17 protein-coding genes and 1 pseudogene are annotated in these 22,711 nt (G+C 60.6%); 6 read left to right on the top strand and 12 right to left on the bottom strand.

Going from position 1 to position 22,711, the window contains the following annotated elements; all coding sequences use genetic code 11:
- Positions 1–49: 49 nt before the first annotated feature.
- The 8 genes from fba to phnG all read right to left on the bottom strand — a co-directional run bounded on the left by fba (position 50) and on the right by phnG (position 7,214).
- Positions 50–1,114, bottom strand: a complete 1,065-nt coding sequence (gene fba / locus CAL20_RS06890; RefSeq protein ID WP_094821506.1) for a class II fructose-bisphosphate aldolase — start codon at positions 1,112–1,114, stop codon at positions 50–52.
- A 154-nt stretch (positions 1,115–1,268) separates the two neighbouring features.
- On the bottom strand, positions 1,269–2,456 hold the full coding sequence (locus tag CAL20_RS06885; protein ID WP_094821507.1) for an alpha-D-ribose 1-methylphosphonate 5-triphosphate diphosphatase: 1,188 nt from the start codon (positions 2,454–2,456) through the stop codon (positions 1,269–1,271).
- A gap of 3 nt (positions 2,457–2,459) precedes the next feature.
- On the bottom strand, positions 2,460–3,296 hold the full coding sequence (gene phnL / locus CAL20_RS06880; RefSeq protein WP_094821508.1) for a phosphonate C-P lyase system protein PhnL: 837 nt from the start codon (positions 3,294–3,296) through the stop codon (positions 2,460–2,462).
- Positions 3,297–3,302: 6 nt separating this feature from the next.
- The gene (phnK, locus tag CAL20_RS06875) at positions 3,303–4,079 is read right to left on the bottom strand and encodes a phosphonate C-P lyase system protein PhnK (RefSeq protein ID WP_094821509.1); all 777 of its coding nucleotides are present in this window, start codon (positions 4,077–4,079) and stop codon (positions 3,303–3,305) included.
- A complete protein-coding gene (locus CAL20_RS06870) occupies positions 4,076–4,978 on the bottom strand; it encodes an alpha-D-ribose 1-methylphosphonate 5-phosphate C-P-lyase PhnJ (protein WP_094821510.1) in 903 nt (300 codons plus the stop codon). The genes phnK and CAL20_RS06870 overlap by 4 nt, the downstream gene beginning before the upstream one ends.
- Positions 4,975–6,105 (bottom strand): carbon-phosphorus lyase complex subunit PhnI, encoded by a 1,131-nt coding sequence (locus CAL20_RS06865; RefSeq protein WP_094821511.1) that lies wholly within the window; start codon positions 6,103–6,105, stop codon positions 4,975–4,977. Before CAL20_RS06865 ends, CAL20_RS06870 begins: the two co-directional genes overlap by 4 nt.
- 1 nt (position 6,106) lies before the next feature.
- Entirely contained in the window at positions 6,107–6,727 is a 621-nt protein-coding gene (phnH, locus tag CAL20_RS06860; protein WP_094821512.1) for a phosphonate C-P lyase system protein PhnH, read from the bottom strand.
- Between the two features lies 1 nt (position 6,728).
- Positions 6,729–7,214, bottom strand: a complete 486-nt coding sequence (gene phnG, locus CAL20_RS06855) for a phosphonate C-P lyase system protein PhnG (protein WP_094821513.1) — start codon at positions 7,212–7,214, stop codon at positions 6,729–6,731.
- Positions 7,215–7,467: 253 nt separating this feature from the next.
- Between phnG and phnF the strand changes: the two genes are divergently transcribed.
- The 4 genes from phnF (at position 7,468) to phnN (ending at position 11,025) form a co-directional block, all read left to right on the top strand.
- Positions 7,468–8,193: a phosphonate metabolism transcriptional regulator PhnF gene (gene phnF / locus CAL20_RS06850; RefSeq protein ID WP_094822084.1), complete on the top strand. Its 726-nt coding sequence runs from the start codon at positions 7,468–7,470 to the stop codon at positions 8,191–8,193.
- 86 nt (positions 8,194–8,279) lie between these two features.
- Positions 8,280–9,479, top strand: coding sequence for an alpha-D-ribose 1-methylphosphonate 5-triphosphate diphosphatase (locus CAL20_RS06845; protein ID WP_094822085.1), 1,200 nt, complete (start codon positions 8,280–8,282; stop codon positions 9,477–9,479).
- Between the two features lie 98 nt (positions 9,480–9,577).
- On the top strand, positions 9,578–10,324 hold the full coding sequence (locus CAL20_RS06840; RefSeq protein ID WP_094821514.1) for a DUF1045 domain-containing protein: 747 nt from the start codon (positions 9,578–9,580) through the stop codon (positions 10,322–10,324).
- Between the two features lie 86 nt (positions 10,325–10,410).
- On the top strand, positions 10,411–11,025 hold the full coding sequence (gene phnN / locus CAL20_RS06835; protein ID WP_094821515.1) for a phosphonate metabolism protein/1,5-bisphosphokinase (PRPP-forming) PhnN: 615 nt from the start codon (positions 10,411–10,413) through the stop codon (positions 11,023–11,025).
- Positions 11,026–11,115: 90 nt separating this feature from the next.
- On the opposite strand, the gene CAL20_RS06830 is transcribed toward phnN, so the two are convergent.
- The 4 genes and pseudogenes from CAL20_RS06830 to phnC form a co-directional block, all read right to left on the bottom strand.
- The gene (locus CAL20_RS06830; protein ID WP_094837498.1) at positions 11,116–18,393 is read right to left on the bottom strand and encodes an autotransporter-associated beta strand repeat-containing protein; all 7,278 of its coding nucleotides are present in this window, start codon (positions 18,391–18,393) and stop codon (positions 11,116–11,118) included.
- A 209-nt stretch (positions 18,394–18,602) separates the two neighbouring features.
- Positions 18,603–19,397, bottom strand: a pseudogene (gene phnE, locus CAL20_RS06825) (phosphonate ABC transporter, permease protein PhnE).
- A 195-nt stretch (positions 19,398–19,592) separates the two neighbouring features.
- Positions 19,593–20,576 carry a phosphonate ABC transporter substrate-binding protein gene (gene phnD, locus CAL20_RS06820; RefSeq protein ID WP_094821518.1) on the bottom strand — a complete coding sequence of 328 codons (984 nt, stop codon included), beginning with the start codon at positions 20,574–20,576 and terminating at the stop codon, positions 19,593–19,595.
- 32 nt (positions 20,577–20,608) lie between these two features.
- Positions 20,609–21,451 carry a phosphonate ABC transporter ATP-binding protein gene (gene phnC / locus CAL20_RS06815; protein ID WP_094837497.1) on the bottom strand — a complete coding sequence of 281 codons (843 nt, stop codon included), beginning with the start codon at positions 21,449–21,451 and terminating at the stop codon, positions 20,609–20,611.
- 204 nt (positions 21,452–21,655) lie between these two features.
- On the opposite strand from phnC, the gene CAL20_RS06810 reads away from it, so the two are divergent.
- Both CAL20_RS06810 and infA read left to right on the top strand, forming a co-directional pair.
- A complete protein-coding gene (locus CAL20_RS06810; protein ID WP_094821520.1) occupies positions 21,656–22,057 on the top strand; it encodes a GFA family protein in 402 nt (133 codons plus the stop codon).
- 384 nt (positions 22,058–22,441) lie between these two features.
- Positions 22,442–22,708 (top strand): translation initiation factor IF-1, encoded by a 267-nt coding sequence (gene infA / locus CAL20_RS06805; protein ID WP_094821521.1) that lies wholly within the window; start codon positions 22,442–22,444, stop codon positions 22,706–22,708.
- The last annotated feature ends 3 nt before the right edge of the window (positions 22,709–22,711 follow it).

The following is a 22,711-nucleotide window of genomic DNA, read 5'->3' as shown; positions in this document are numbered from 1 at the left end:
GACGCCGCCCCGGTGGGCGGCGTCTGCAACAGACAATAAGAAACAGGCCTTATTGTACGACTTGCGTCAGCTTGCCCGAGGCGTACTGCTGGGCGATCTCGGTCAAGGGGATGGGCTTGATCTTGCTCGCGTTACCGGCGGTGCCGAATTCGGTGTAGCGCTGGACGCAGATCGACTTGGCAGCGGCACGGGCCGGCTTCAGGTATTCGCGCGGGTCGAATTTGCTGGGGTTTTCAGCAAAGAAGCGACGGATCGCGCCGGTCATGGCCAGACGGATGTCGGTGTCGATGTTGATCTTGCGCACGCCGTACTTGATGGCTTCCTGGATTTCCTCGACGGGCACGCCGTAGGTTTCCTTCATGTCGCCGCCGAATTCGCGGATTTCGGCCAACAGGTCTTGCGGCACGCTGGAGCTGCCGTGCATCACCAGGTGGGTGTTCGGCAGGCGGGCGTGGATTTCCTTGATGCGGGAGATCGACAGGATGTCGCCGGTGGGCTTGCGGGTGAACTTGTACGCGCCGTGGCTGGTACCGATGGCGATCGCCAGGGCGTCCAGCTGGGTCTTGCGCACGAAGTCGGCGGCTTGCTCGGGATCGGTCAACAATTGGTCGCGGGTCATGGTGCCCTCGGCGCCGTGACCGTCTTCCTTGTCGCCCATCATGGTTTCGAGCGAGCCCAGGCAGCCCAGTTCGCCTTCGACGGTCACGCCCAGCTTGTGCGCGGCGTCGACGACGGTTTTGGTGACGTTGACGTTGTAGTCGTAGTCAGCGATGGTCTTGCCGTCTTCTTTCAGGGAGCCGTCCATCATGACGCTGGAAAATCCCAGGTCGATGGCGCCTTGGCAGATCTTGGGGGATTGGCCGTGATCCTGGTGCATGACCACAGGGATATGGGGGTACGACTCGACCGCAGCCTGGATCAGGTATTTCAGGAAGCCCTCGCCCGCGTATTTCCGCGCGCCAGCCGAGGCCTGCATGATCACCGGGCTGTCGGTTTCGGCAGCGGCTTCCATGATGGCCTGGACTTGTTCCAGGTTATTGACGTTAAAAGCGGGAATGCCGTAACCGTGCTCAGCAGCGTGGTCGAGCAGCTGGCGCATGGAGACTAGGGCCATGAGGTGGTCCTCCTGAGTGATGAATGATAGGTTGGAGCCTTGCTGAATACCGGGATTTTAGCTGGGATTATGGCAAGCACTGTGTGACGCGTGTCACGGGAGGTGTCAGACCGCCCCAAACCTTTCAATTTGTTGCCGATTAGGCGTGATTTCCTCAGGCGGCGACCGCTTCCCGCTCGTGCCGGGGCGAGGTGACTCGATAATGCGACGAGAACACCAGCCGCCCGGCAGACCAGGCATGTGTCACCATCGGTAAGTCGCCCAGCAGCGTCACCGCCACCATATCCGCGCGCAGGCCCTCGACCAAGCGGCCGCGGTCGCTCAGTTTGCAAGCGTCTGCCGGATTGGCAGTCACCAGGGCAATGGCCTGGGGCAAGGTCAGATCAGTCTGCGCAGCCACGGCAAAGGCGGCGGCGATCAAGGTCGACGGCTGGTAATCGGAGCACAAACACCCGGCTACGCCCGCCCGCACCGCGTCAATAGCGCGCATGGATCCGCTCTGGCTTTGGCCGCGCAAGATGTTGGGCGCCCCCAAAATCGTGGGCAGGCCGCAAGAAACAGCCGCCGTGGCAGTATCCAGATTAATCGGGAACTCGCTCATCGACACGCCCAGATTGCGCATGGTCGCAATACGCTGCACCGAATCATCGTCATGGCTGGCTGTGGGGACACCGAGACGATGCGCGTGTGCCAGCAGGGTCTCCACACGCTGCGCAGCGCCGTCGCGCGCCTGCAATTTGGCGCGCGCCACCTCTTCGGCCTCGTCGCGGCTCATTGCGTGGTTGCCCATCATGTATTGCAGATAGGCTTCCAGGGTTTTGAACTGGCCCTGGCCCGGCGAATGGTCCATCACGGACAGCAGATCGACAGCGCCCTCCTCCAGCAGCGCCTGCAATACGGGCATCGCTGCTGCGTCGGTGATCTCGTAGCGGCAGTGCACCCGGTTATCCACCAGGCTGTGCGAACGGAATGCCTGCACGGCGCGAGCCAGCCTGGACGCCGTCTCGTTATTGCGCACACCCCATTCGCTATTGGAAAACGACAGCGCATGGTAAGGAGTGGTGATGCCCGCCGCCGCGTTACGCCGGTCCACCTGCGCCACCGCAAAGTCCAGCGGAAACAACACACGCGAGCGCGGCTCGGCTTCTTTCTCGATGGCATCGCAATGCACGTCGATCAGACCCGGCAGCAAGGTCTGGCCTTGCAAATCGACCATCTCGGCATCGCGCACCCCCTGGGGCTCGATGGCGGCGATGACACCGTCTTGGATCAAAATGGCGCTGTCGGTCAGTACGGTGTCCGGCAACACGATGCGGGCATGGGTGAGATACTGGGCTGACATGGATTACTCCGAGGCGCCGGCAGGCACGGCCGGCTGAATGGGCAAAATACGCGTGGCGACTTCGTCGCGTACCGCTTCGTCGTGAAAGATGCCAATGAGACACCGGCCCGCGGCAACCGCTTCGCGGATCAGCGCGACAACGACGGCACGGTTATCCGCATCCAGCGATGCCGTAGGCTCGTCGAGCAGCAATACCGGATGGCCGCCGATAAAACCGCGTGCGATATTCACGCGTTGCTGCTCTCCGCCGGAAAAGGTTGCGGGAGGCAGGCCCCATAACCGCTGCGGCACGTTCAAACGGTGCAGCAACGCTGCCGCCTGCTCACGCGCCGCCTCGGCATCCTGACCTCGCTCGCGCAAGGGCTCAGCCACGACATCCAATGTGGACACCCGCGGAATCACGCGCAAGAACTGGCTGACATAACCAATGACGTCGCGTCGCAGCCGCAGGATCTGCTGCTCGGGTGCACGAGTCAATTCGACCCAGCGTTCGCCATCGCGCATACGAATGCTGCCCTCGGTGGCCAAATAATTGCCATAGAGGCAACGCAGCAACGTGCTTTTTCCCGTGCCGGATGGGCCGGACAACACCAGGCAGTCGCCGGGGCCGGCATCGAAATCGACGTTTTGCAGGACCGGCAGGCGCACGCCTCCCTGGTTATGCAGGGTGAACATTTTTCCCAGCCCGCGCACCTGGACCAAGGCCGTGTCTGGCGAATTTGATTGTGTCTGCCCGCCCTGTTCAATGGCCTCGGCATTGCCCGCCAAGGTTGCAGCTGAGGCATTCGACTCCAATTGCGCTGCCGCTGATGCAGACGACGGTACATGTGATGTGTTCATAGTGAATCAGCTCTGCAAAATGGAGGACACCAGCAACTGCGTATACGGGTGCTGGGGATCATCCAGAATCTGGTCGGTCAGGCCGCTTTCGACGACACGGCCGCCCCGCATGACCAGCGTGCGATGCGCGAGCAGACGCGCCACGGCCAGATCATGCGTCACGACAATCGCCGCGAGCTTCAGGTCGGCAACGAGTTGACGCAGCAAATCCAGCAATCGCGCCTGCACCGAAACATCCAGCGACGCCGTCGGCTCGTCCATAAAGACCATGCGCGGATACGTAACCAGGTTGCGGGCAATCTGCAGGCGCTGCTGCATCCCGCCCGAGAAAGCGGCAGGCGCATCGTCCAACCGGCTCGCATCGATTTCCATTTTTTCAAGCCAGGCGCCTGCCGTGCTGCGCAGGTCGCCGTAGTGACGTTCGCCCACTGCCATCAGGCGTTCGGCAATATTGGCGCCTGCACTGACCTGCATGCGTAAACCATCACGGGCGTTTTGACGTACAAACCCCCAGTCCGTGCGCGCGAGCAATCGCAAATGCGCGGCAGACAGAGACGCCAGGTCTACGAAACCGCGATTGCGCATGTCGTACCAGACACTGCCGGATTCGGGCTGCATCTGCCACGACACGGCTTGCAGCAAGGTGCTCTTGCCCGAGCCCGACTCTCCCACCACGCACAGCACCTCACCGGGGTGCAGGTCAAAACTGATATCGCGGCAACCGTGCACGCCATCCCAGGTACATGTCATGTCGCGTACGGAAAGCAAAGGTTGGGGATTCATACCGAGGTCTCCGCGTCTGCCGTAAAAGCCGGTCCCGTGTGGCCGTTGGCCTGACGGTCGGCACAATATTCAGTGTCCGAGCAAACGAAGCGCCGCGTGCCCTGATCATCCAGAATGATTTCATCCAGATAGGTGTGCGTCGAACCGCAGAGATCACAACATTGATCCCATTGCTCGACACGAAAGGGATGATCCTCAAAATCCAGGCTTTTCACGCGGGTATAAGGCGGCACCGCATAAACGCGTTTCTCGCGGCCCGCACCGAACAGCATCAAGGCCGGATTGTTGTCGAGTTTGGGATTATCGAATTTCGGAATCGGCGAAGGACGCATCATGTAGCGGCCGTTGACGATCACGGGATAGTCGTACGTCGTCGCGATATGCCCATGCTGCGCGATGTCTTCGTATAGCTTCACATGCATACCGCCATACTCCGCCAACGCGTGCATGGTGCGTGTCTCGGTTTCGCTGGGCTCCAGCCAACGCAAAGGCTCGGGGATCGGCACTTGATACACCATGATCTGCCCCTCGCTCAACGGTGTCTCGGGAATACGGTGGCGCGTCTGCACGATGGTGGCCTCGCGCGTGGACTCAGTTGTACGCACGCCTGTCACGCGGCCAAAGAATCGGCGGATGTTGATCGCGTTGGTCGTGTCGTCAGAGCCCTGGTCAATGACTTTCAACACATCATCCGTACCGATGATCGCCGCCGTCACTTGGATACCGCCCGTGCCCCAGCCATACGGCAACGGCATCTCGCGGCTGCCGAACGGCACCTGATAACCCGGAATGGCGACTGCCTTGAGCAAGGCCCGGCGCAGCATGCGCTTGGTGGATTCGTCCAGATACGCGAAGTTGTAATGGTCGTCGCGGGCGACCGTGGTGTTGACTGCGTTCATGATGAAACCGCCTCATCGGCCAGGACATGGGACATCTCGGCAGCCTGCGCCACGGCTTGCTCGTCGCGCATGTGGCGCAGCAATTCGAGATTGGCTTGAAAATCCACGTAATGCGGCAATTTCAAGTGTTGAACGAAACCCGACGCCTCGACGTTATCGCTGTGATACAGCACAAACTCGTGATCGTTGGCAGGCGCCGTAGCGGCCTCGCCGAGTTCCTCGGCTTTGAGCGCGCGATCGACCAGGGCCATCGACATCGCTTTGCGTTCGCCGTAACCAAAGGTCAATCCATAGCCGCGGGTGAACTTGGGCGCCTCATGAGCATTGCCGCTGAACTGGCTGACCATCTGGCATTCGGTCAATTCGATCTCGCCTATCGCTACCGCGAATCCCAGCTCTTCGATGAACATGTCGACTTCCAGCGACCCGTAGCGGATCTCGGCAGCAAAGGGATGCGTATTGCCGTAGCCACGTTGCGTCGAATACCCCATCGACAACAGGAACCCCTCATCCGCGCGAGCCAGATTCTGCAAACGCGCATCGCGGCCGGCGGGAAAGCTCAACGGCTGGCGTGTCAAATCGAACGGTGCCGGGTCGCCGGGCGGAATAGGCTCTTGATCAATCAGATCGTCGTGCTGCAGCAGATCCGTCACGCGCGGCATGGAGGCCGCGACAGGCTGTTCGGCGGGAAGCAAGGGTTCATCACGCGCCTCGTCGCCGTCGGCCTCCAACGAAAAATCCAGCAAACGTTGGGTGTAGTCGTAAGTAGGCCCGAGAATCTGCCCGCCCGGCACATCCTTGAACGTGGACGATATGCGCCGCGATAAACGCATCCGTGCGGTATCTGCCGGTTGCGTATAGCCAAAGCGCGGCAACGTAGTGCGATAGGCTCTGAGCAGGAAGACGGCCTCGAGCACATCGCCGGCGGCCTGCTTGATCGCCAGTGCGGCCAAGTGCGGATCGTAAAGTGCGCCCTCGGCCATCACGCGCGACACGGCCAACGGCATCTGCTCGCGAATCTGCGCCAGGCTCAATTCGGGAATGCTGGTGTCGCCTCGCCGATAGGCATCGAGCATGCGATAGGAATTCAGGATGGCGCGTTCGCCTCCCTTGACAGCGACGTACATGTCAGCCCTCCGCCATTACAGTACGAGGCAGGCCACACAGCAGGCTGCCCTGAATCAAGAATGCGTCCACCCCCAAGGGGAACAACTGATGATTGGCCCGCCACTGCGTCCAGAAATCCGCCGGCAGGCCAGTCACCGACAGCGTTTGCTGAGTCGCAATCCCGGGCCCGCTCAATACGACCGAGGCCGTACCCGCGTCTTGGGTCAGCGATTCGACCTCGAGCAGCAATGTCGTAGACGTATCGGGATAGGCGGGATCGCCGGGATCACATTGCGCCAGGCTTGGGGCCCTGTGACCCTCAGGCACCACGACAAAACGCGCCTGCATCGGCTCGTTCACCAGCGGGCATCCGCAATGAAACCGTAAATAGTGGCGTACGGATTCGTCTGTGTCGGCAGGCAGCCATACCGGAGTGTCCACGTCGGTCAACGCCAGCAACATGGCCGTCATCCCCAGCGATAGCCCAGGCGGCACACCGCATTCGACGGCAATCTCGTGAATGCTGCCAGGATGAGCCAGAGCCTGCAGGGCCGCGCGGAACGTCTGCTGCGACTGCATCACCGCATCGGCAAAGCCGGCGGCGGGCGGCGCGCTCGGTACAGGATTCGGTATCGTCAACATGTCAGTCTTCCCCCCGCACCATCGTGAAGAACTCCACTTGCGTTTGAGCGGCAACACGCGCGCGATGCTGCGCGCGTTCATGATGCGCCTGCGCCAACGGCGCAATCACCTGCGACTGAATGCGATCGTGCCAATCATCCCGCTGCAGCAGGGCATCCAGCACCGCTGCCTGCTCGGCATGTTGACGTTCCCGCCCCTGGACATACGCCACGCCCATGATGCCGCCCTCGAGCGTGACCGCACAGCGCGTGACGCTCATTTCACCCAGATTGAACTGCGCGCCGGTACCGCCGCTGCGCGCACGAACCATCGCCATGCCGCGCTCCGGCGCCCGTAATGGGCGATGCGGGGGCAAGGGCCCCAGTGTTTTGACAGCCTGGTCCAACGCGGCAGGCTCAGCCAGCGCCAGAACCCGCATCCAGGCGGCGCGGCTGGCAGCCGCGTCGGGCGGCGGAGTGGTCGTAGAAGATTGAGTCGATGCAGACATAGGTAGGGGTTTCCAGTGAGAGCAGACGTGTTGGGGATAACGAATAGAAAAGGCGAAATGGCATGCACTTGTTATCTATACGTCTAGATGACTGGATGAAATATAATCTGGAACAGCGCTCAGTTAAACACCGGCGCGTGAATTTTTTATGACACGCTGCCCCGATACGACGCTGGCATTACATCGGCTCGCGGCTGATGCACAATCATGGCCGTGCAACATGAAGCTGCCATTACCGGAACGGATTTTTAATATGGTCGAACGAGGCTCAGGCGTCGCTGTGTGGCGACAAATCGGCGAACTGCTGGCGGAGGACATCCGCAAGAAACTCTATGCTCCGGGTGAACGCCTGCCGACCGAGCCGGAGCTGGCCGCCAAATTTTCGGTCAACCGCCATACCATCCGCCGCGCCATGAGCGAATTGGAGCAAGGCGGATTGGTGCGCATTGAACAGGGCCGCGGGACCTTTGTGCAAGAACATGCGATCGACTATGCCATCGGCCGCCGCACGCGTTTTTCCGAAAACCTGTTGAATCAAGGCGTGCTCGGCCATATCGAGGTCATAGGCTGCCAAAGCCTGCGCGCCGCGGACATCGCCCGCCACCTCGAACTGCCGCGCACTGCCCCGCTGCTGCGCGTGCAGTCCCTGGGCAAAGCCGAAAATCGTTGTATTGACGTCTCGGACCACTACATCGACGAAAATCGTTTTCCCGATTTTGCCGATCGGCTGCGCACGCTGCGTTCCATCTCGCGCGCGTACGCGCATTACGGAGTAACCGACTACACGCGCAAATGGTCGCGCATTACGGCGATATTGCCCTCCGTCGAAGTCGCACGGTTGCTGAGCCAGCCCAAAACCCGCCCGATCCTGCAAGTCGAGTCGTTGAATGTGGATAGCGACGGCACGCCGTTGCAGTACAGCCTCACGCGTTTCGGCGGCGACTCGGTGCAACTGGTGATAGCCAACGACACGGCTTGAGCCTCGTCCGGCAAACGCCATGATCCTCGCCCGCAAAAAATTCATCTAGACATCCAGTTGTCATAGTCGGTCGATAAGGTATGGGCATGAACTCGATACCCACCTCTTGCACAGCGCTGACGGGCATTTCCGGACAGCGCCTACTGACACCCGCTGGCTTGGCCCGCGGCCGGCTCACTTTTCACGACGGCCGCATCGCCGACGCGAGCGATTCGCCCGCCACGGGCGCGTCGTGGCTGGATGCCGGCAATCTATTGGTCTTGCCCGGCATCATTGACCTGCATGGCGATGCTTTTGAGCGCGCCATCATGCCCCGGCCTGGCGTCACCTTTCCCTATGATGCCGCGCTTCACGACGTAGATCGGCAATTGCTGGCCAACGGCATCACGACCGAGTTTCACGGTGTCACCCTGTCGTGGGAAGGCGGTTTGCGCGGCGAGCCTTATGCAGAGCGGATGTTTGAGTCGTTGGAACGCATGCAGCGCGCAATGGGAGCCAGGCATCACGTGCACTTGCGTTTTGAGACGCATCATATTGGCGGTGTCGACATCGCGCAGCAATGGATACGTGCCGGCCGCGTTCAGTTTCTGGCGCTCAACGATCACCTGCCCGGCATGGCGCGCCGCCTGGGAGATGATCGTAAGCTTCTGCAATATGCCGACCGCGCGGAGTGCGATCTGGATACGTTTCAGGCGCGCATTCGCCAGGCGCTGTCGTGCGCCAACGAGGTAGCCGACGCGATGCGCGATCTGACGCAGTGCGCGCGTGCGGCGGGTTTGAGTGTGGCCTCTCATGATGATCCCGACCCGACCACGCGCCGCTATTACCATCAGCTGGGTTGCCGCGTTGCTGAGTTTCCGCTGACAGCCGATGTCGCGCGCCTGGCGCGTGACCTGGGTGATGCCACGGTATTTGGCGCGCCCAACGTCGTCCGTGGCCGCAGCCATACCAACGCGCCCAATGCCACCGAGATGATACGCGCTGACCTGTGCGACATCCTCACCTCTGACTACTACTATCCCGCCCCCTTGACCGCCGCGCTGCGCCTGGTTGAACAAAACATTCTTCCTCTGGAAAAAGCCTGGAACCTCGTCTCGGCCAATCCAGCGCGTGCGGCGGGATTGACTGATCGGGGATCGCTGGCAACGGGACAAGCGGCCGACGCCATCATTGTGGATGACAGCGTACCGGGGCTGCCCCGTGTCTGCGCGGCGATTGTCGGGGGGGTGTTGCGCTATGCGGCACGTAGCTTTGGCTCTATCGAGGCTGAGCGCCTCGCAGCGTAAACACGATCAGCCATGCACCGAGCGGCGATACCTGTAAATCAGGCGCGTTCGATGCACATGAACCACCAGCGTTTCATCATCCGAGCACGAACTTAGTCATGATCCCAGCTTATCGTTATGCCTTGTATCTGGCCCCAGTGGGCGCGTGGCGCGACTTAGGCCGTACTTGGCTCGGTCGTTGCGAAGACACCGGCGCGCTCTTGCCACGCGCGAACAGCGTCGATTCGCGCGTGGATGAATGGACCCGTGCGCCACGCCGCTATGGACTGCACGCCACCCTAAAGGCTCCGTTTCGATTGCGCGATGGGCACAGCGCTGCCGCGTTGGATCAGGCGGTGCGCGCATTCGCCGCAAAACAAGCGCCATTCGGCATCCCGCTGCGACGCGAATCCCTGCGCGGTTTTCTGGCCTGGTGCATCGACGATAAACATGCCCTGTCCCGCATGAACGCGCTGGCCAGCGCCGCCGTTGCCGATCTCGATGCGTTTCGTGCACCGCCCGAGCCTGCCGAGCTGGCGCGCCGCCAACCGCAACGCCTCAGCCCCGCACAACGCGAGATGCTCGCTCGCTGGGGCTATCCGTATGCATTCGATACCTTTACCTTTCACATCACGCTGACGGGGCAATTGGACGACGCGGCAATGCGCGAAGCGCAGGCCCAACTCGACGCATTGGAAAATGCAGCCTTGCAATGCCCCATGCCCGTCAATGCCGTCAGCCTCTACGTAGAGCCGGAGCCGGGCGCGGACTTTGTGGTGGCGCGCCACTACGGATTTGATGGCACAACGCGTGACGGGGCGGGTGCACGGTTCCTCACGACGCAGGTTGATGCGCAGTACGCGTGAGTGCGCCAACTCTGCCGCAGCGCATCCGCACCTGCTCAGCAACCGGCACGTAATGCGAACTCCGCCCCCAGCAGACATGAACGACCATGGACCCTATCCTCATCACACCAGCGGCTACGGCCCCGGCCACAACAGAGGCACAGCGCGGACGACGGCTGATTTACCTCATGGGTGCTTCCGGCAGCGGAAAAGACACGCTGCTGCGCCATCTGCGCACCACCTTGCAACCTGACGAGCCTGTACTGGTCGCGCACCGTTATATCACCCGGCCCAGCAGTGCCGACGAATCCTCGGTCGCATTGAGCAACGCCGAATTCCAACGCCGCATCGACCTGGGTTGTTTCGCCCTGCACTGGCATAGCCATGGCTTGCATTACGGGATCGGCGTCGAGATCGATACGTGGATGGCGGGTAACGCCGTCGTCATCATCAACGGTTCGCGCGCGCATCTGGCCTTGGCTCACGCGCGCTATCCCCGTCTGACAGCCATCGAGGTCACGACCCATCCCGACGTATTGGCCGCGCGTCTGCGTCAACGCGGCCGCGAAACGTCGGCACAGATCCAGGCGCGCCTGGAAAAAGCGATGCAACCCTATCGCATCCCGGCCACCTGCTGCGTCAACTCGCTGCCCAACAATACCGCGCCTGAAGATGCTGCCGGTGAATTACTGAAAATAGCGCGCGGTCTGCTGCCGGCCTGAGACTGCGTCAGTACGCCAATGCGAGGCGCACTGGCGAAAAAAACCCGCATGTCGAATGACATGCGGGCCACCACGGCTAATCCTCTCGCATCAATATCGCATCCGCAGACCGACGGTACCGCTATAGCTGTAGCTTTCGCCGAAATTCGCCAAGCTGGTCTTGGCCATCACTTCGCCATACACGGCATACTTGTCGTCGGCCCAGCTATACGTCCCGCCTGCTCCCAATCCTGCGGCCGCTCGATCATCGGAACTGGCAATCCGGTCACCGGCCACCCGGACAGCCGTACCGTCCAGCATTTCGTAGTAGAGGTTGGCAATGCCGTAGACACTGCGTCGATGGACGACCTTGCCCATCGTGTCTCGCACCACATCCTGATGATCTGCTGCCACGCCTACACGTCCCAGCAGGCTGTCGCCGCTCTCTAACGAAACCCGCGCACCGTAGGGATCGGTAAAGCTGTCGAAGTCCACCGACGAATACTGCAATTGCGCTTGCGGCGTCACGCCCCATCCGTTGCCGAACCCAATACGTTTTCCGGTCTCCACACCCAACGCATAGCCAAAGCCGTCGTTATCCTTGGCCAGGCCGCGGCCCAAGGTGCGGGATGACAAGGTGCTGCTGAACCAGCTCAGTTTCGCCTGACCATCCACGTAAGCACCATTATCGCCGTACCATGTCAGCGACGTGCCTAAACTGTAGGCGTCGGCGTTGATTCGGCCCCGGCCATAGAACGAATCGACACTGGATGACGCATTGCCATACTGCGCATTGACGCCACCCACCAGACGCCCACTCGTGTTCTCGGCCAATGACTGATCCACGCCCACCTGAATTTTGTACTGATCCGTATGGGTGGTTATTCCAGTCGCGGAATGTTTGGGCTCGAAGCGGCTGTTCACGCCCTCCACGCGCGCCCACGCACCGTCTACCGGACCAGACCGCGTGTACTGGCCTGCGGTCTCGGACGGCGTCGTACCCTTGTCCGAATATCCATACTGGTTACCCAAGCGCTCCTGCAGGGTCGACAAGCCGTTCAAGCCGAGCAGCACGGATGGATACGCCTCGTAAACCGGCACACCGGGCTGATACAGCGGGCCCGAGGACGGCGGTTGCGGCTCATTGCCGCCCCCAGAGGGCAACAACGACGAGCGCAGGTACCAATCGCCATCACCAGGCGTGCTTACGCCGTCTTTCTGCAAGGTATAGGCGTACGCGCCCGCAACGACGGCCTGTTGTCCCTGTATGACGTAGTCGCCCACCAGTGAGAAATCGCCAGCGGAGTTTCCCCCCACATCGATCAGCTTGATGCCCTCGACGGTCTGCGCACCCACGCCGCCGTCGTTGATCACCCGCACGTTGGTGGCGCCCGACGTGTCGCCCGTGATCACGAGCTTGTCCGTTGGCGAGTTGTCACCGCCCAGCGCCGTTTCCATCTCCAGCGTGCCACCGGCACCCACGTAGTTGCCAGCGACCGTCAACGTGCCGATCGAATTGCCCGGCGCCACCGTACCGCTGTTGGTCGTGTTGCACACCGTGCCGGTGCCTTGCAGCCGTCCGCCCGCACCGACGTTCATACCGCCGCAAAGGCTGCCGTTGACCGCCAGCGTGCCGCGCTCGATCATCGTCGTGCCGGCGAACGCAGCGCTGTTTGCAGTCAGCGTAGTTTGGCCTGAGCCGAGATGCCGGATCTGCCCCGCCCCGGAAATCACGCCGTCAAAGCGTTGGGTATCTGAACGCTTAAACGCCAGCGCAGCGCCATCGGCAATGCTGACATTCCCCTGGATGCTGCCGGCGGTGCCGCCATCACCCAGTTGCAATGTGCCGTGCGTGACGTTCGTACCTCCTGTGTAGGTATTGAGGCCCGTGAGAATGGTCGTGCCATTCCCCCGCTGGATGACCGACCCGGTGCCGCTAATCGCGCCATTGAACTTCACATCATTAGAACGATTAAAAGCAAGCGCCGCGTCATTAGCCGTTGTCACCTTGCCGGTGATGCTGCCGCGCTCCCCACCGTCGCCGAGTTGCAGGACGCCTTTAGAAATGTGGGTGCCGCCGCTATAGGTGTTGTCGCCGGTGAGCGTCGTCGTGCCGCTGCCTTGCTGCGTCACTGATCCCTCGCCACTGATCGCGCCGTCGAGCACAAAGGCGTCATCAGAACGATTGAAAACGAGTCCGGCATTGCGGGCGATCGCTACGTCACCCGTGATACTGCCGGCCTCGCCACCATCGCCTAATTGCAGCGTGCCTCCCCGTATGGCGGTGTTGCCCGTGTAAGTGTTGCTGCCAGTCAGCACCAGCGTGCCGAGATCGGTTTTGGTCAAACCGCCAGTCCCCGTCAACGCCGACGCGATCGTCGTCGTCACACCAACACCATGCGCAGCGCCTGCCCCCGTGCGAATAATGGTTTCCTGCCGCGCCAGCGTGATGGGGCCGCCCTGTACGCGATAACCGTCAGTGGAAAACTGCATCCCGGAAACAGAAACGCCATCGTTGTCGACAGACACCGTACCGGCCCGGCCCTGAAATACCGCGAAATTGCCGTTGATCCACTCGCCGTTCTCGCCGCCATCCGCGTCAGTCCAAGCCGAATTCCCTGTACTCCACGTCCCATCGCCGCCGTCCACGACGTCGTTATCCTGGTTCGCCTGCGCTCCACCGTCCCAGAAATGCAGCGTCACTCCCGTAGTGTTGACCAGATTCACCTCATTGGCCTGTGCCGTCTGCACGGTGATACCCGCGGGGTCGATCCCCGTCGGAATGGTGCTGATATCCAAACCGTTGTCGGTGAGATTGCCGCCGTAGTTGAACAATCGATAAATGCCGGGGCCAAAGCCGCCGAGATCAGAAATGTTCAGTTGGCCATCGAGGACCAGATTGCCGGTCACATCGAACAACCCGGCGCTCTCGGGGGCACCGAGCTCAACGTTAATTAACGAGCCGTCGGCAAGCGCAAGGTCGTCGCGGAATGTCAGCATTTGTCCTTGCCGCCCGAGCAAGGTGGCATTCGCCGCTATCGTGGTAGCGCCTCCCACCGTGCCCGTGCCTCCCAGCGAGGCGCCGGTGGCGACATTCATCGTTCCACCAAGCGTGCTGTTGACCATCAGTGTACCCGCCTGAACGTGTACGTCTCCGTTATAGTCGTTATTGCCAGCCAGCGTCAGGACGCTGCCGCCGATTTTGGTCAACGCACCGCTGCCGGAAAGCGAACCACCGAGGGTGAATGCAGTGCCGGTATTGAATGTGCCGCCCCCGGCAGACAGCGTCACGCCGCGTCCCGTCATGAAGCTTTCGGTGTTCACAAACGTACCGCCGTTCAATGTCAGCGTGCCGGCAGATGCGCCAAGATTGGCGTCGGACCCAACGGCCAGTGTTCCCGCGTTGACGGTCGTACCCCCACTGTATGTGTTGGCTCCAGTCAGAGTGACGGTACCTGCACCCCGCAGAACTACCGAACCGGTGCCGCTGATTTCATTATCAAAGGAAACGTTATCGGATCGGTTAAAGGCGAGTGCACCGTTATTGGCGACATTGCCCGCAATACTGCCCGTCGTTCCCCCTGTCCCGAGTTGCAGCGTGCCGCCTGAAATAATCGTGCCGCCGCTATAAGTGTTTGCGCCGCTCAGCGTAAGCGTGCCGGCGCCGCTTTTTGTCAGCGCGCCATCGCCTTTAATGGCCTGCGCCACCGTGCTGATAGTGCCTTCGTCGGTCGAAATCGTACCGTTGCGTGCGGTAATGCTGACCGCACGATTCGGCGATAGCGTGACGCCGCTATTGAACTGAAGCGTACCGCCGTCCAGCGTAAGCGCTCCGGCGGCGTCGCCTAGCGCGCTGTCTGTGTTCGCGGTATCTGCGCTAATCGCGATCGCGCCGTTCGAAATGGTCGTACCGCCGAGATAACTATTGCCGCTTGTCAGCGTTGTTGTGCCGCTGCCCAGTTGCACCACCGAACCGCTGCCGCTGATGGCGCCGTCGAACGTGACATTGTCGGAACGGTTGAAAGCCAGCACGCCGTTATTGACCACATCGCCGGCGATGATGCCGGTTGCACCGCCATTGCCCAATTGCAGCGTGCCGCTCGAAATGGTCGTACCGCCGCTATAGGCATTGTTGCCGGTCAGCACCAAGGTGCCCAAATCGGTTTTGCTCAGGCCTCCGGACCCTGACAGCAAGGAATCTATGGTGGCCGTGAAGTTGGCTGCCTGAGTACTGCCGTCGCCGACACGGATCGTGGCCGGTGCAGCGGAAAGGTTAATGGGGTTGCCCTGGATGCGATAGCCGTCAGCCGCAAACTGCATACCGGTCACGGCAATACCGTTACTTTCGTTGACCGTGACTGTGCCGGGCTGGCCTTGGAATATCGCGAAATGGCCGTTTTCCCAATACCCGTTGACGAGGCCATCCGCGGCGGTCCAATTCTTATCCGATGTGGTCCACGTCCCGTCACCGCCATTGACCACGCCGTTGTCCTCGTTGGACACGGCCGAGCCATCCCAGAAGTTCAGCGTCACCCCCGTCTCGTTGATCAAATTGACCTGGTTGGCCACTGCTGTCTGCACTTGGAGCTGTGCGGCCTCCTGGCCTGTCGGGGCAGTACCGACATTCAGCACATTGTTGGTCAATTCACCGTCGTAGTTGATCAGCCGATAAACGCCCGCGCTGAAGCCGCCAAGATCAGAGATGTTCAACTGGCCATCCAGAACGAGGTCGCCCTTTACCTCGAACAAACCGGTAGCCTCGGGCGCCCCCAGCCCGGCATTTATCAATGCGTCACTGCCCAGCGTAAGATCGCTGCCGAACGTCAACACTTGCCCCTGGCGTCCGAGCAGCGTGCCATTGATCGTGGCCGCTCCCGCCACAGTCCCCACGCCGCCCAGCGCACCGCCGGAAGCGACGGCCGCCGTTCCACCCAGGGTGCTATTGACCATCAACGTCCCGGCCTGCACACGCGCATCGCCGCTGTAGTTGTTATTACCGGCCAGCGTGAGCGTGCTATCGCCAACCTTCGTCAAAGGACCGCTGCCCGAAAGCGAGCCGGTATGGACCAACGCCGCGGTGGTATTGAACGTACCACCTCCCGCAGACAGGATGACATCACGCGCGGTGGTGAAGCCCGCTGTATTTAATAACGTCCCGCCGTCGAATGTCAGGCTGCCCGCCGCCGCGCCGAGATTGTCATCGGCCGCGACGCTCAGTGTGCCAGCATTGATCGCCGTTCCGCCGGTATAGGTATTGACGCCTGTCAGAGTAGAGGTACCAGTGCCTCGCTGGACCACCATACCGCTGCCGCTGATCACGCCATCAAGCTCGAACGCATCATCCGATCGGTTGAAGGCCAGCATACTGCCGGCCTTGATATCCACGTGCCCCTTGATATGACCTGTCGCACCGCCATTGCCCAGCTGCAATGTGCCACCGGTAATCGTAGTGCCTCTATATTGGTTCTGGCCAGCAAGCGTCAGCGTGCCTGCACCGCTTTTGGTAAGCGCGCCATCGCCATTGATCGCATGGTTCACGATACTGCTCGTGCCCGCCACCGTTGCGATCGTTCCGTTGCGCGCAGTAATGCTGATGGCGCGGGTCGGCGATAGGCCGATACTGCTGTTTAATTCCAACGCGCCGCCGTCCAGTGTGAGCGCTCCTGCCACGTCGCCCAGCGCGCTGTCTGCATTGATTGCGATCGCGCCGTTCGAGATGGTCGTGCCGCCGCGATAGCTATTGCTGCCAGTCAGCGTCGTGGTGCCAGCACCCAGCTGGGTCACCGAGCCGCTGCCACTGATGACACCGTCAAATGTCACCGCATTGGATCGGTTGAAAACCAGCTTGCTGTTATTGGTCACGTTACCGACAATGCCGCCAGCCGCCTCGGTGCCGTCGCCCAATTGCAGCGTACCGCCCGAGATAGTGGTTCCGCCGATATAGGAATTGGCATTGGTCAAAATAGTTGTGCCGCTGCCCTGTTGAGTCAACGACCCATCACCGGTGATCAAGCGATTAAAAGTGACCGTGTCGGATCGATTGAAAGCGAGCTCCGCGCCAGCGTTGATGGAGACATCGCCCTGGACGCTGCCCGTGTTACCGCCGTTGCCGAGTTGCAACGTGCCGCCTGCGACCGTTGTGCCACCGATATAGGTGCTATCGGCGGTAAGCGTCAGCGTGCCTGCGCCGCTTTTAATGAACGCACCGTCGCCGCCGATTCCCTGGCTCACCGTGCTGGTTACGCCGGCCGCGGTTTCAATCGTGCCGTTGTTCGCGGTCACATTGATTGCACGGTTCGCCGACAAATCGACACTGCTCGTTAACTGCAGCGTGCCGCCATCTAGCGTGAGCGCACCGGTGTTCGCGCCTAGCGCGTTATCTTTGTTAATCGCAATCGTACCGCCCGAGATCGTCGTACCGCCGGTATGGGTGTTGTCGCCCTCCAGCGTGAGAGTGCCGGCGCCGGTTTTTGTCACCGATCCGGCGCCGCTCACCTTGCCCTGGTACGTAGCGTCGTCCGGCTGCGCAAAGATCATTTTTCCGCCGGTGACTCCCAGGTCCTCGACCATAGTAATATCACCCAGCAAGCCCTGCGCGCTTGTTTCGAACGTGGCGCTTGCGTCGATTTGCACCGAACCGACGGCTTTGCTGGCCCCGGTCAGTACCAGAGTCCCCGGCCCCACCTCAATCGATATCAGAGAGCCATCGTCATTCTGGACGATATCCCCCGACATCGTCCACGTCCCCGGCCCCTTGGCGAAGAGCGTTTGAAAATTCTTTACGTTGCTCGTCAAGGTGTCTTGAGAGCCGACGCTCGAGTCTAGATGCAACCCATTATTGCCCGCGCCCCCGTCTATATTTCCGGTGATTTTTGAGCCTGAATTGAAAATGAGAGCGTCGTCACCTCCTGCGAAGACCAAGCTGCCGGTGACGATCCCAGTGGAGTTATTCGTGAACTCCAATGCAAGGTCATGCGAGCTGCCGATAACGCTTCCAAGGGAGCCATCGCCGTTGATAACGTTCGTCTGTATTGTGCCGCTGTTGTTGATTACGTTCTTTGTCGAGCCTGACCCGGTATCAAACCAAATCGCCGGCATCTCGTCACTGGAGATCGTACCGCTATTGGCGATGGTATTACCGCCACCGATTATGTTGATCGCTTTTGCTTGCTGGCCCGTGACCGAGATGCTCGCACCAGTGGCGACGTTCAAGTTGCCGCCGGACCCGACCTGGACCGTCGTCGTGGTCGTGCCAGTGCAATTTATGTCGTTTCCATTCGCGTCACAATTCGCGCTTGCCTGCCGGCTAAACATTCCGCTTGCCAACGCCACACCGATCAGTACAGCCAGTGGCCGCATACGCACGCCTGCGGGGAACTTAGAACCCATTTGTCATCTCCAGTTGCACAGTACGGCACGAGAGATCCGTTCCCCGTTCCGTCAGCATAGGTAACAATGGGTTTTGTGTAGTTCCGTCCTATTTACAAAAACGTGTACCCGCCGGGATACGCACAGCGCGGACGCCAGCGAACGACGGGTATTTTGAGATTTTCTTTATTGACAAGTATCGGCTTTTGCCTGTAAGGCTCGCACCCCAACTAAATCAGCGCCTTTCGAATCCGCGCCGACAGCAGGTCGATCACCACAACAAAGACCACAATGATGATCATCACTGCGCAGGTCTCCGCATATTGAAAACTGCGGATGATTTCCCACAATACCGTGCCGATGCCTCCTGCACCGACAATGCCCACCACCGAAGCCGAACGTACATTCGATTCGAATCGGTACAACGCAAACGAAATCCACAGCGGCAAGACCTGAGGGATCACGCCGTAGACGACTTCCTCGACCGCGTTGGCGCCCGTCGCGCGCACGCCTTCTACAGGGCGTGGATCAATGGCTTCGACGGCCTATGCAAACAGTTTTGCCAACACGCCCGTCGTATGCACCCACAACGCCAGCACCCCGGCAAAAGGCCCCAGTCCCACCGCCACGATGAACAGCATGGCGAACACCATTTCGTTGATCGCGCGGCAAGCATCCATCAGGCGCCGCATAGGCTGGTAAACCCAGGCCGGCACAATATTGGCCGAACACAGCAGGCCAAGCGGCACCGCGACCACGATGGCGAGAAAGGTTCCCCACAAGGCAATCTGCACCGTGATCAGCATCTCGCTCAAATACATGCGCCAATCGCGGAAATTCGGCGGAAAGAAATCGGCAGCATAGGCCGCCATATTGCTGGATTGCGTCACCAGGTCCATCGGGCGCATGTCCGCGCCGCGCCATGACAGCATCAATAGCGCCAACACCACCGCCCACACCAACAGACTGGGCAAAGAAGACCGCGCGGCAGCGCGATGACGGGCAGAGGACAAGACAGCGCTCATAAGAAGAATATCCGGTAATAAATCCGTACACGAGAAAATTGAGTCAATCGACTCTTATAGGCGGGCACGCCGCAACAGCTATTCGCGAAATCCGCGAATCGGGCGCATCGGCCTGCGCGATACCGTCAGACCGCATCGCCGTACTCCCTGGCATGCACCGAGCCCGCATTTACAGGCCGGTGCACGTGATACCTGTTACTGTTGCTTAGCGACCAGCTTGTCCAGTTCAGCCAATTGACGATCCAACTCGGCTACCTTGGCTTTCTTGTCGGCCTCGCTCAACGTGGTGTCGCGTTCGATGCCGAGCTTGGTTTTGGCCAACTCCATCTGACGGATCGGCACCAGTTGCGCATTGCTGGATGCACGGAAACCCTTGTAGGTCAGGTTGGCCAGAATCTTCTGCTGGCGCTCGGCATCGGGGCCCGTGCCGTAGTTCACGAAGAACGTCTGAATACGCTGTTTGATGTCCGCGGGGACGTCGCTACGCACGACCATGGGATCGGCGGGAATCAACGGCGACTTCCACAGGATACGCACCGACTCGGTGGCATCTTTGCCGGTATTGCGGCGATAACGCTCAAGCATCTCGGTGTTGTTGATGGCCACATCGACCTGCTTGTTGATCACCGACAGCAGGTTGGCTTCGTGGTTGGCGGCACGCACTGACTTGAAGAATGTCTTGGGCTCGATGTGATTGGCGCCCCACAAGAAATAACCCGGCACCAGCGTACCCGAAGTCGAGTTGGGATCCCCTGCGCCGTAGCTCAGTTGTTTGCCATTTTTCAGCACGTCGTCCAGCGTCTGCAGGTTGCTGTCTTTGTTGACCAGCAGCAAGGACCAATAACCCGGGTTGCCGTCTTTGTCGACGACCGAGGCGAATACCTCGCCCTGCGCGCGGTCTACTGCCTCCATGGCCGACTTGTTGCCGAACCAGCCCAGCTGCACTTTGTTAAAGCGCATGCCTTCGATGATGCCTGCGTAATCCGAGGCGAAAAACGGTTTGACGGGCACACCGATAGCCTTGCTCAGATCGTCGATCAACGGCTGCCAGGCGGCTTTCAGATTGGTGGACGATTCGGTGGAAATGAACCCGAAGTTCAGCGTCTTGACGTCTTGCGCCCACGCGCCCGACGACAGTGCCGCCGTCGCGGCGAGAGCAAGGAAAGTTCTGCGTAGCATGAGTAAAAACTCCGTGAGGGAATAGGGGCAACTCAGGCCGCGGCCGCCAGGGGCCGTGGCGTAATCAAAGCGGGCTGCGCAACGGGACGCTCGTTTTCTTGCGGCAGCAATTCCGCTGCGTCGGCGCCATACAACTGATGCAGCATGGTTTCCGTCAGCGCCGCGGCAGGGCCGTCATACACCACGCGGCCATGACGCAGTGCCACGACGCGCGGGCAATAACGCAAAGCCACATCGACCTGGTGCAACGACACCACCACGGCCACCTTGCGCGTGCGGTTGATATGAGCGAGCGTGTCCATCACGCGGCGCGAGGATTCTGGATCGAGCGAAGCAATCGGCTCGTCGGCCAGAATGATGCGGGCGTTCTGCACCAAGGTGCGGGCAATCGCGGCGCGCTGCTGCTGTCCGCCGGACAGCGTCGATGCGCGCTGAAACGCATAGTCGTCTATACCAACTTGAGCCAGCGCATCGAGTCCGGCCTGTACTTCATCGCGGCGGAAATAGCGCAACAGGCTGCGCCACATGGGCACACGCGGCAGCATGCCGGTCAACACATTGGTGATCACCGGCAAACGGCCCACCAGATTGAATTGTTGGAACACAAACCCGATACCGGCACGCACGCCGCGCACCCGCGTATTGATCCGGCCATCGCGCTGCACGGCCTGCCCGTTGACAATGACATGGTTGTGGCCGCGATCAGCCGCCACGAAACCGGCCACATGGCGCAGCAATGTCGATTTGCCCGAGCCCGAGGCCCCTAGTAATGCCACCATCTCGCCAGGCGCAACGGTCAGATTGACGTCGTCCAGCGCCTTGACGCCCTCGCGGAAAGACTTGCTGAGGCCGCGCACCTCGATCGCGTAGGTCATAGGAAATCCCCTTGTCGAACCATTGGCGGCATTCTGTGCAGCGGCGGTGACAGGGTGATGACTGGAGAAAGACTGCCGAGGCCCCTAAAACAGTGACGTAGAGGGCCTATGCAACCAAATCGTCATGTAGCAACGGCCGCGCCTCTGGCATCCCGATCCAGGCCCCGGTATATATTAGGGTTCCTACTCATCCCGGAGCGTTCCATGTTGAAAGGTTCCTGCTTGTGCAGCCGTGTTGCCTACGAAATTACCGGCCCGCTGACTCAAGCCGTGAATTGCCACTGCGTCATGTGCCGCAAGGCCCATGGTTCGGCCTTTCTCACCCGCGCCACCGTACAAGCCAAAGACTTTGCCTGGACTCGTGGAGAGAACCATGTCACGTGGTATAGCTCGTCACCAGGCAGCTACCGAGGTTTTTGCAGCGCCTGCGGCACGCCGCTCTTGTCGCGCCTTGACCTGACGCCGGAGACTTATGGATTGCCGCTGGGCGCGCTGGACGATGATCCCGGCATCAAGGCCACGAGCCATGTGTACGTCGCTAGCAAGGCGCCGTGGCACGACATCAAGGACGATTTGCCGCAATACCCGGAAGCTGGCCCTGCGTAGCCGGAAACGAAATACGGGAAAACCCTGGTCAAATAGCCAGGATTGGCGTATTATGTCTAGTTGTTCTGTGCATAAAGTCCCTGCCCGGGTAAGGCCCCGATCAGGCATCGGTATTATTGAGCACGGCCCGTACTACCCCGCTTCTTCCGGTGGCGCGCACCTTGCGCGGCATCGCGACCAAGCCGCGCCTCGCGCGCATGTTGCCCCAGTGGCATGAGTACCCATCCCGGGTTCCGCCAGGAAATCCGGCCTGTACCCGAACCCGCCGGGACATGTTTATGTTCCATCGCGGCCCAAGCAGACTTGGGCCCCCGCGTTTGCCGCCTGCGGGCGGCGCGTATGCCCTCACCGGCCTGCGCGCGCATCGACCTAGGAGAGTCATATATGGCAAAAGAAGAACTGATCGAACTCGACGGCATTGTTGACGAAGTGCTGCCTGACAGCCGCTATCGCGTCACCCTGGACAACGGTATCGAAGTTGGCGCTTACGCCTCCGGCCGTATTCGCAAACACCGCATCCGCATTCTGGCTGGCGATCGCGTCACCCTGGAAATGTCGCCCTACGACCTGACCAAGGGCCGCATCAATTTCCGTCATAAGGACGAGCGCGCGCCCAGCACGCCCCGTCCCCCGCAACGCAACCATCGTTAATTC

Origin of the sequence: Bordetella genomosp. 4, assembly GCF_002261185.1 — a bacterium.
Classification (GTDB): domain Bacteria; phylum Pseudomonadota; class Gammaproteobacteria; order Burkholderiales; family Burkholderiaceae_B; genus Bordetella_A.
This window is presented reverse-complemented; position numbering and strand designations above follow the sequence as displayed.

Bases quoted from the DNA above. Each gene is read 5' to 3' on its own strand.
- fba (WP_094821506.1), bottom strand. From the start codon at position 1,114: ATGGCCCTAGTCTCCATGCGCCAGCTGCTCGACCACGCTGCTGAGCAC.
- CAL20_RS06885 (WP_094821507.1), bottom strand. From the start codon at position 2,456: ATGTCAGCCCAGTATCTCACCCATGCCCGCATCGTGTTGCCGGACACC.
- phnL (WP_094821508.1), bottom strand. From the start codon at position 3,296: ATGAACACATCACATGTACCGTCGTCTGCATCAGCGGCAGCGCAATTG.
- phnK (WP_094821509.1), bottom strand. From the start codon at position 4,079: ATGAATCCCCAACCTTTGCTTTCCGTACGCGACATGACATGTACCTGG.
- CAL20_RS06870 (WP_094821510.1), bottom strand. From the start codon at position 4,978: ATGAACGCAGTCAACACCACGGTCGCCCGCGACGACCATTACAACTTC.
- CAL20_RS06865 (WP_094821511.1), bottom strand. From the start codon at position 6,105: ATGTACGTCGCTGTCAAGGGAGGCGAACGCGCCATCCTGAATTCCTAT.
- phnH (WP_094821512.1), bottom strand. From the start codon at position 6,727: ATGTTGACGATACCGAATCCTGTACCGAGCGCGCCGCCCGCCGCCGGC.
- phnG (WP_094821513.1), bottom strand. From the start codon at position 7,214: ATGTCTGCATCGACTCAATCTTCTACGACCACTCCGCCGCCCGACGCG.
- phnF (WP_094822084.1), top strand. From the start codon at position 7,468: ATGGTCGAACGAGGCTCAGGCGTCGCTGTGTGGCGACAAATCGGCGAA.
- CAL20_RS06845 (WP_094822085.1), top strand. From the start codon at position 8,280: ATGAACTCGATACCCACCTCTTGCACAGCGCTGACGGGCATTTCCGGA.
- CAL20_RS06840 (WP_094821514.1), top strand. From the start codon at position 9,578: ATGATCCCAGCTTATCGTTATGCCTTGTATCTGGCCCCAGTGGGCGCG.
- phnN (WP_094821515.1), top strand. From the start codon at position 10,411: ATGGACCCTATCCTCATCACACCAGCGGCTACGGCCCCGGCCACAACA.
- CAL20_RS06830 (WP_094837498.1), bottom strand. From the start codon at position 18,393: ATGGGTTCTAAGTTCCCCGCAGGCGTGCGTATGCGGCCACTGGCTGTA.
- phnD (WP_094821518.1), bottom strand. From the start codon at position 20,576: ATGCTACGCAGAACTTTCCTTGCTCTCGCCGCGACGGCGGCACTGTCG.
- phnC (WP_094837497.1), bottom strand. From the start codon at position 21,451: ATGACCTACGCGATCGAGGTGCGCGGCCTCAGCAAGTCTTTCCGCGAG.
- CAL20_RS06810 (WP_094821520.1), top strand. From the start codon at position 21,656: ATGTTGAAAGGTTCCTGCTTGTGCAGCCGTGTTGCCTACGAAATTACC.
- infA (WP_094821521.1), top strand. From the start codon at position 22,442: ATGGCAAAAGAAGAACTGATCGAACTCGACGGCATTGTTGACGAAGTG.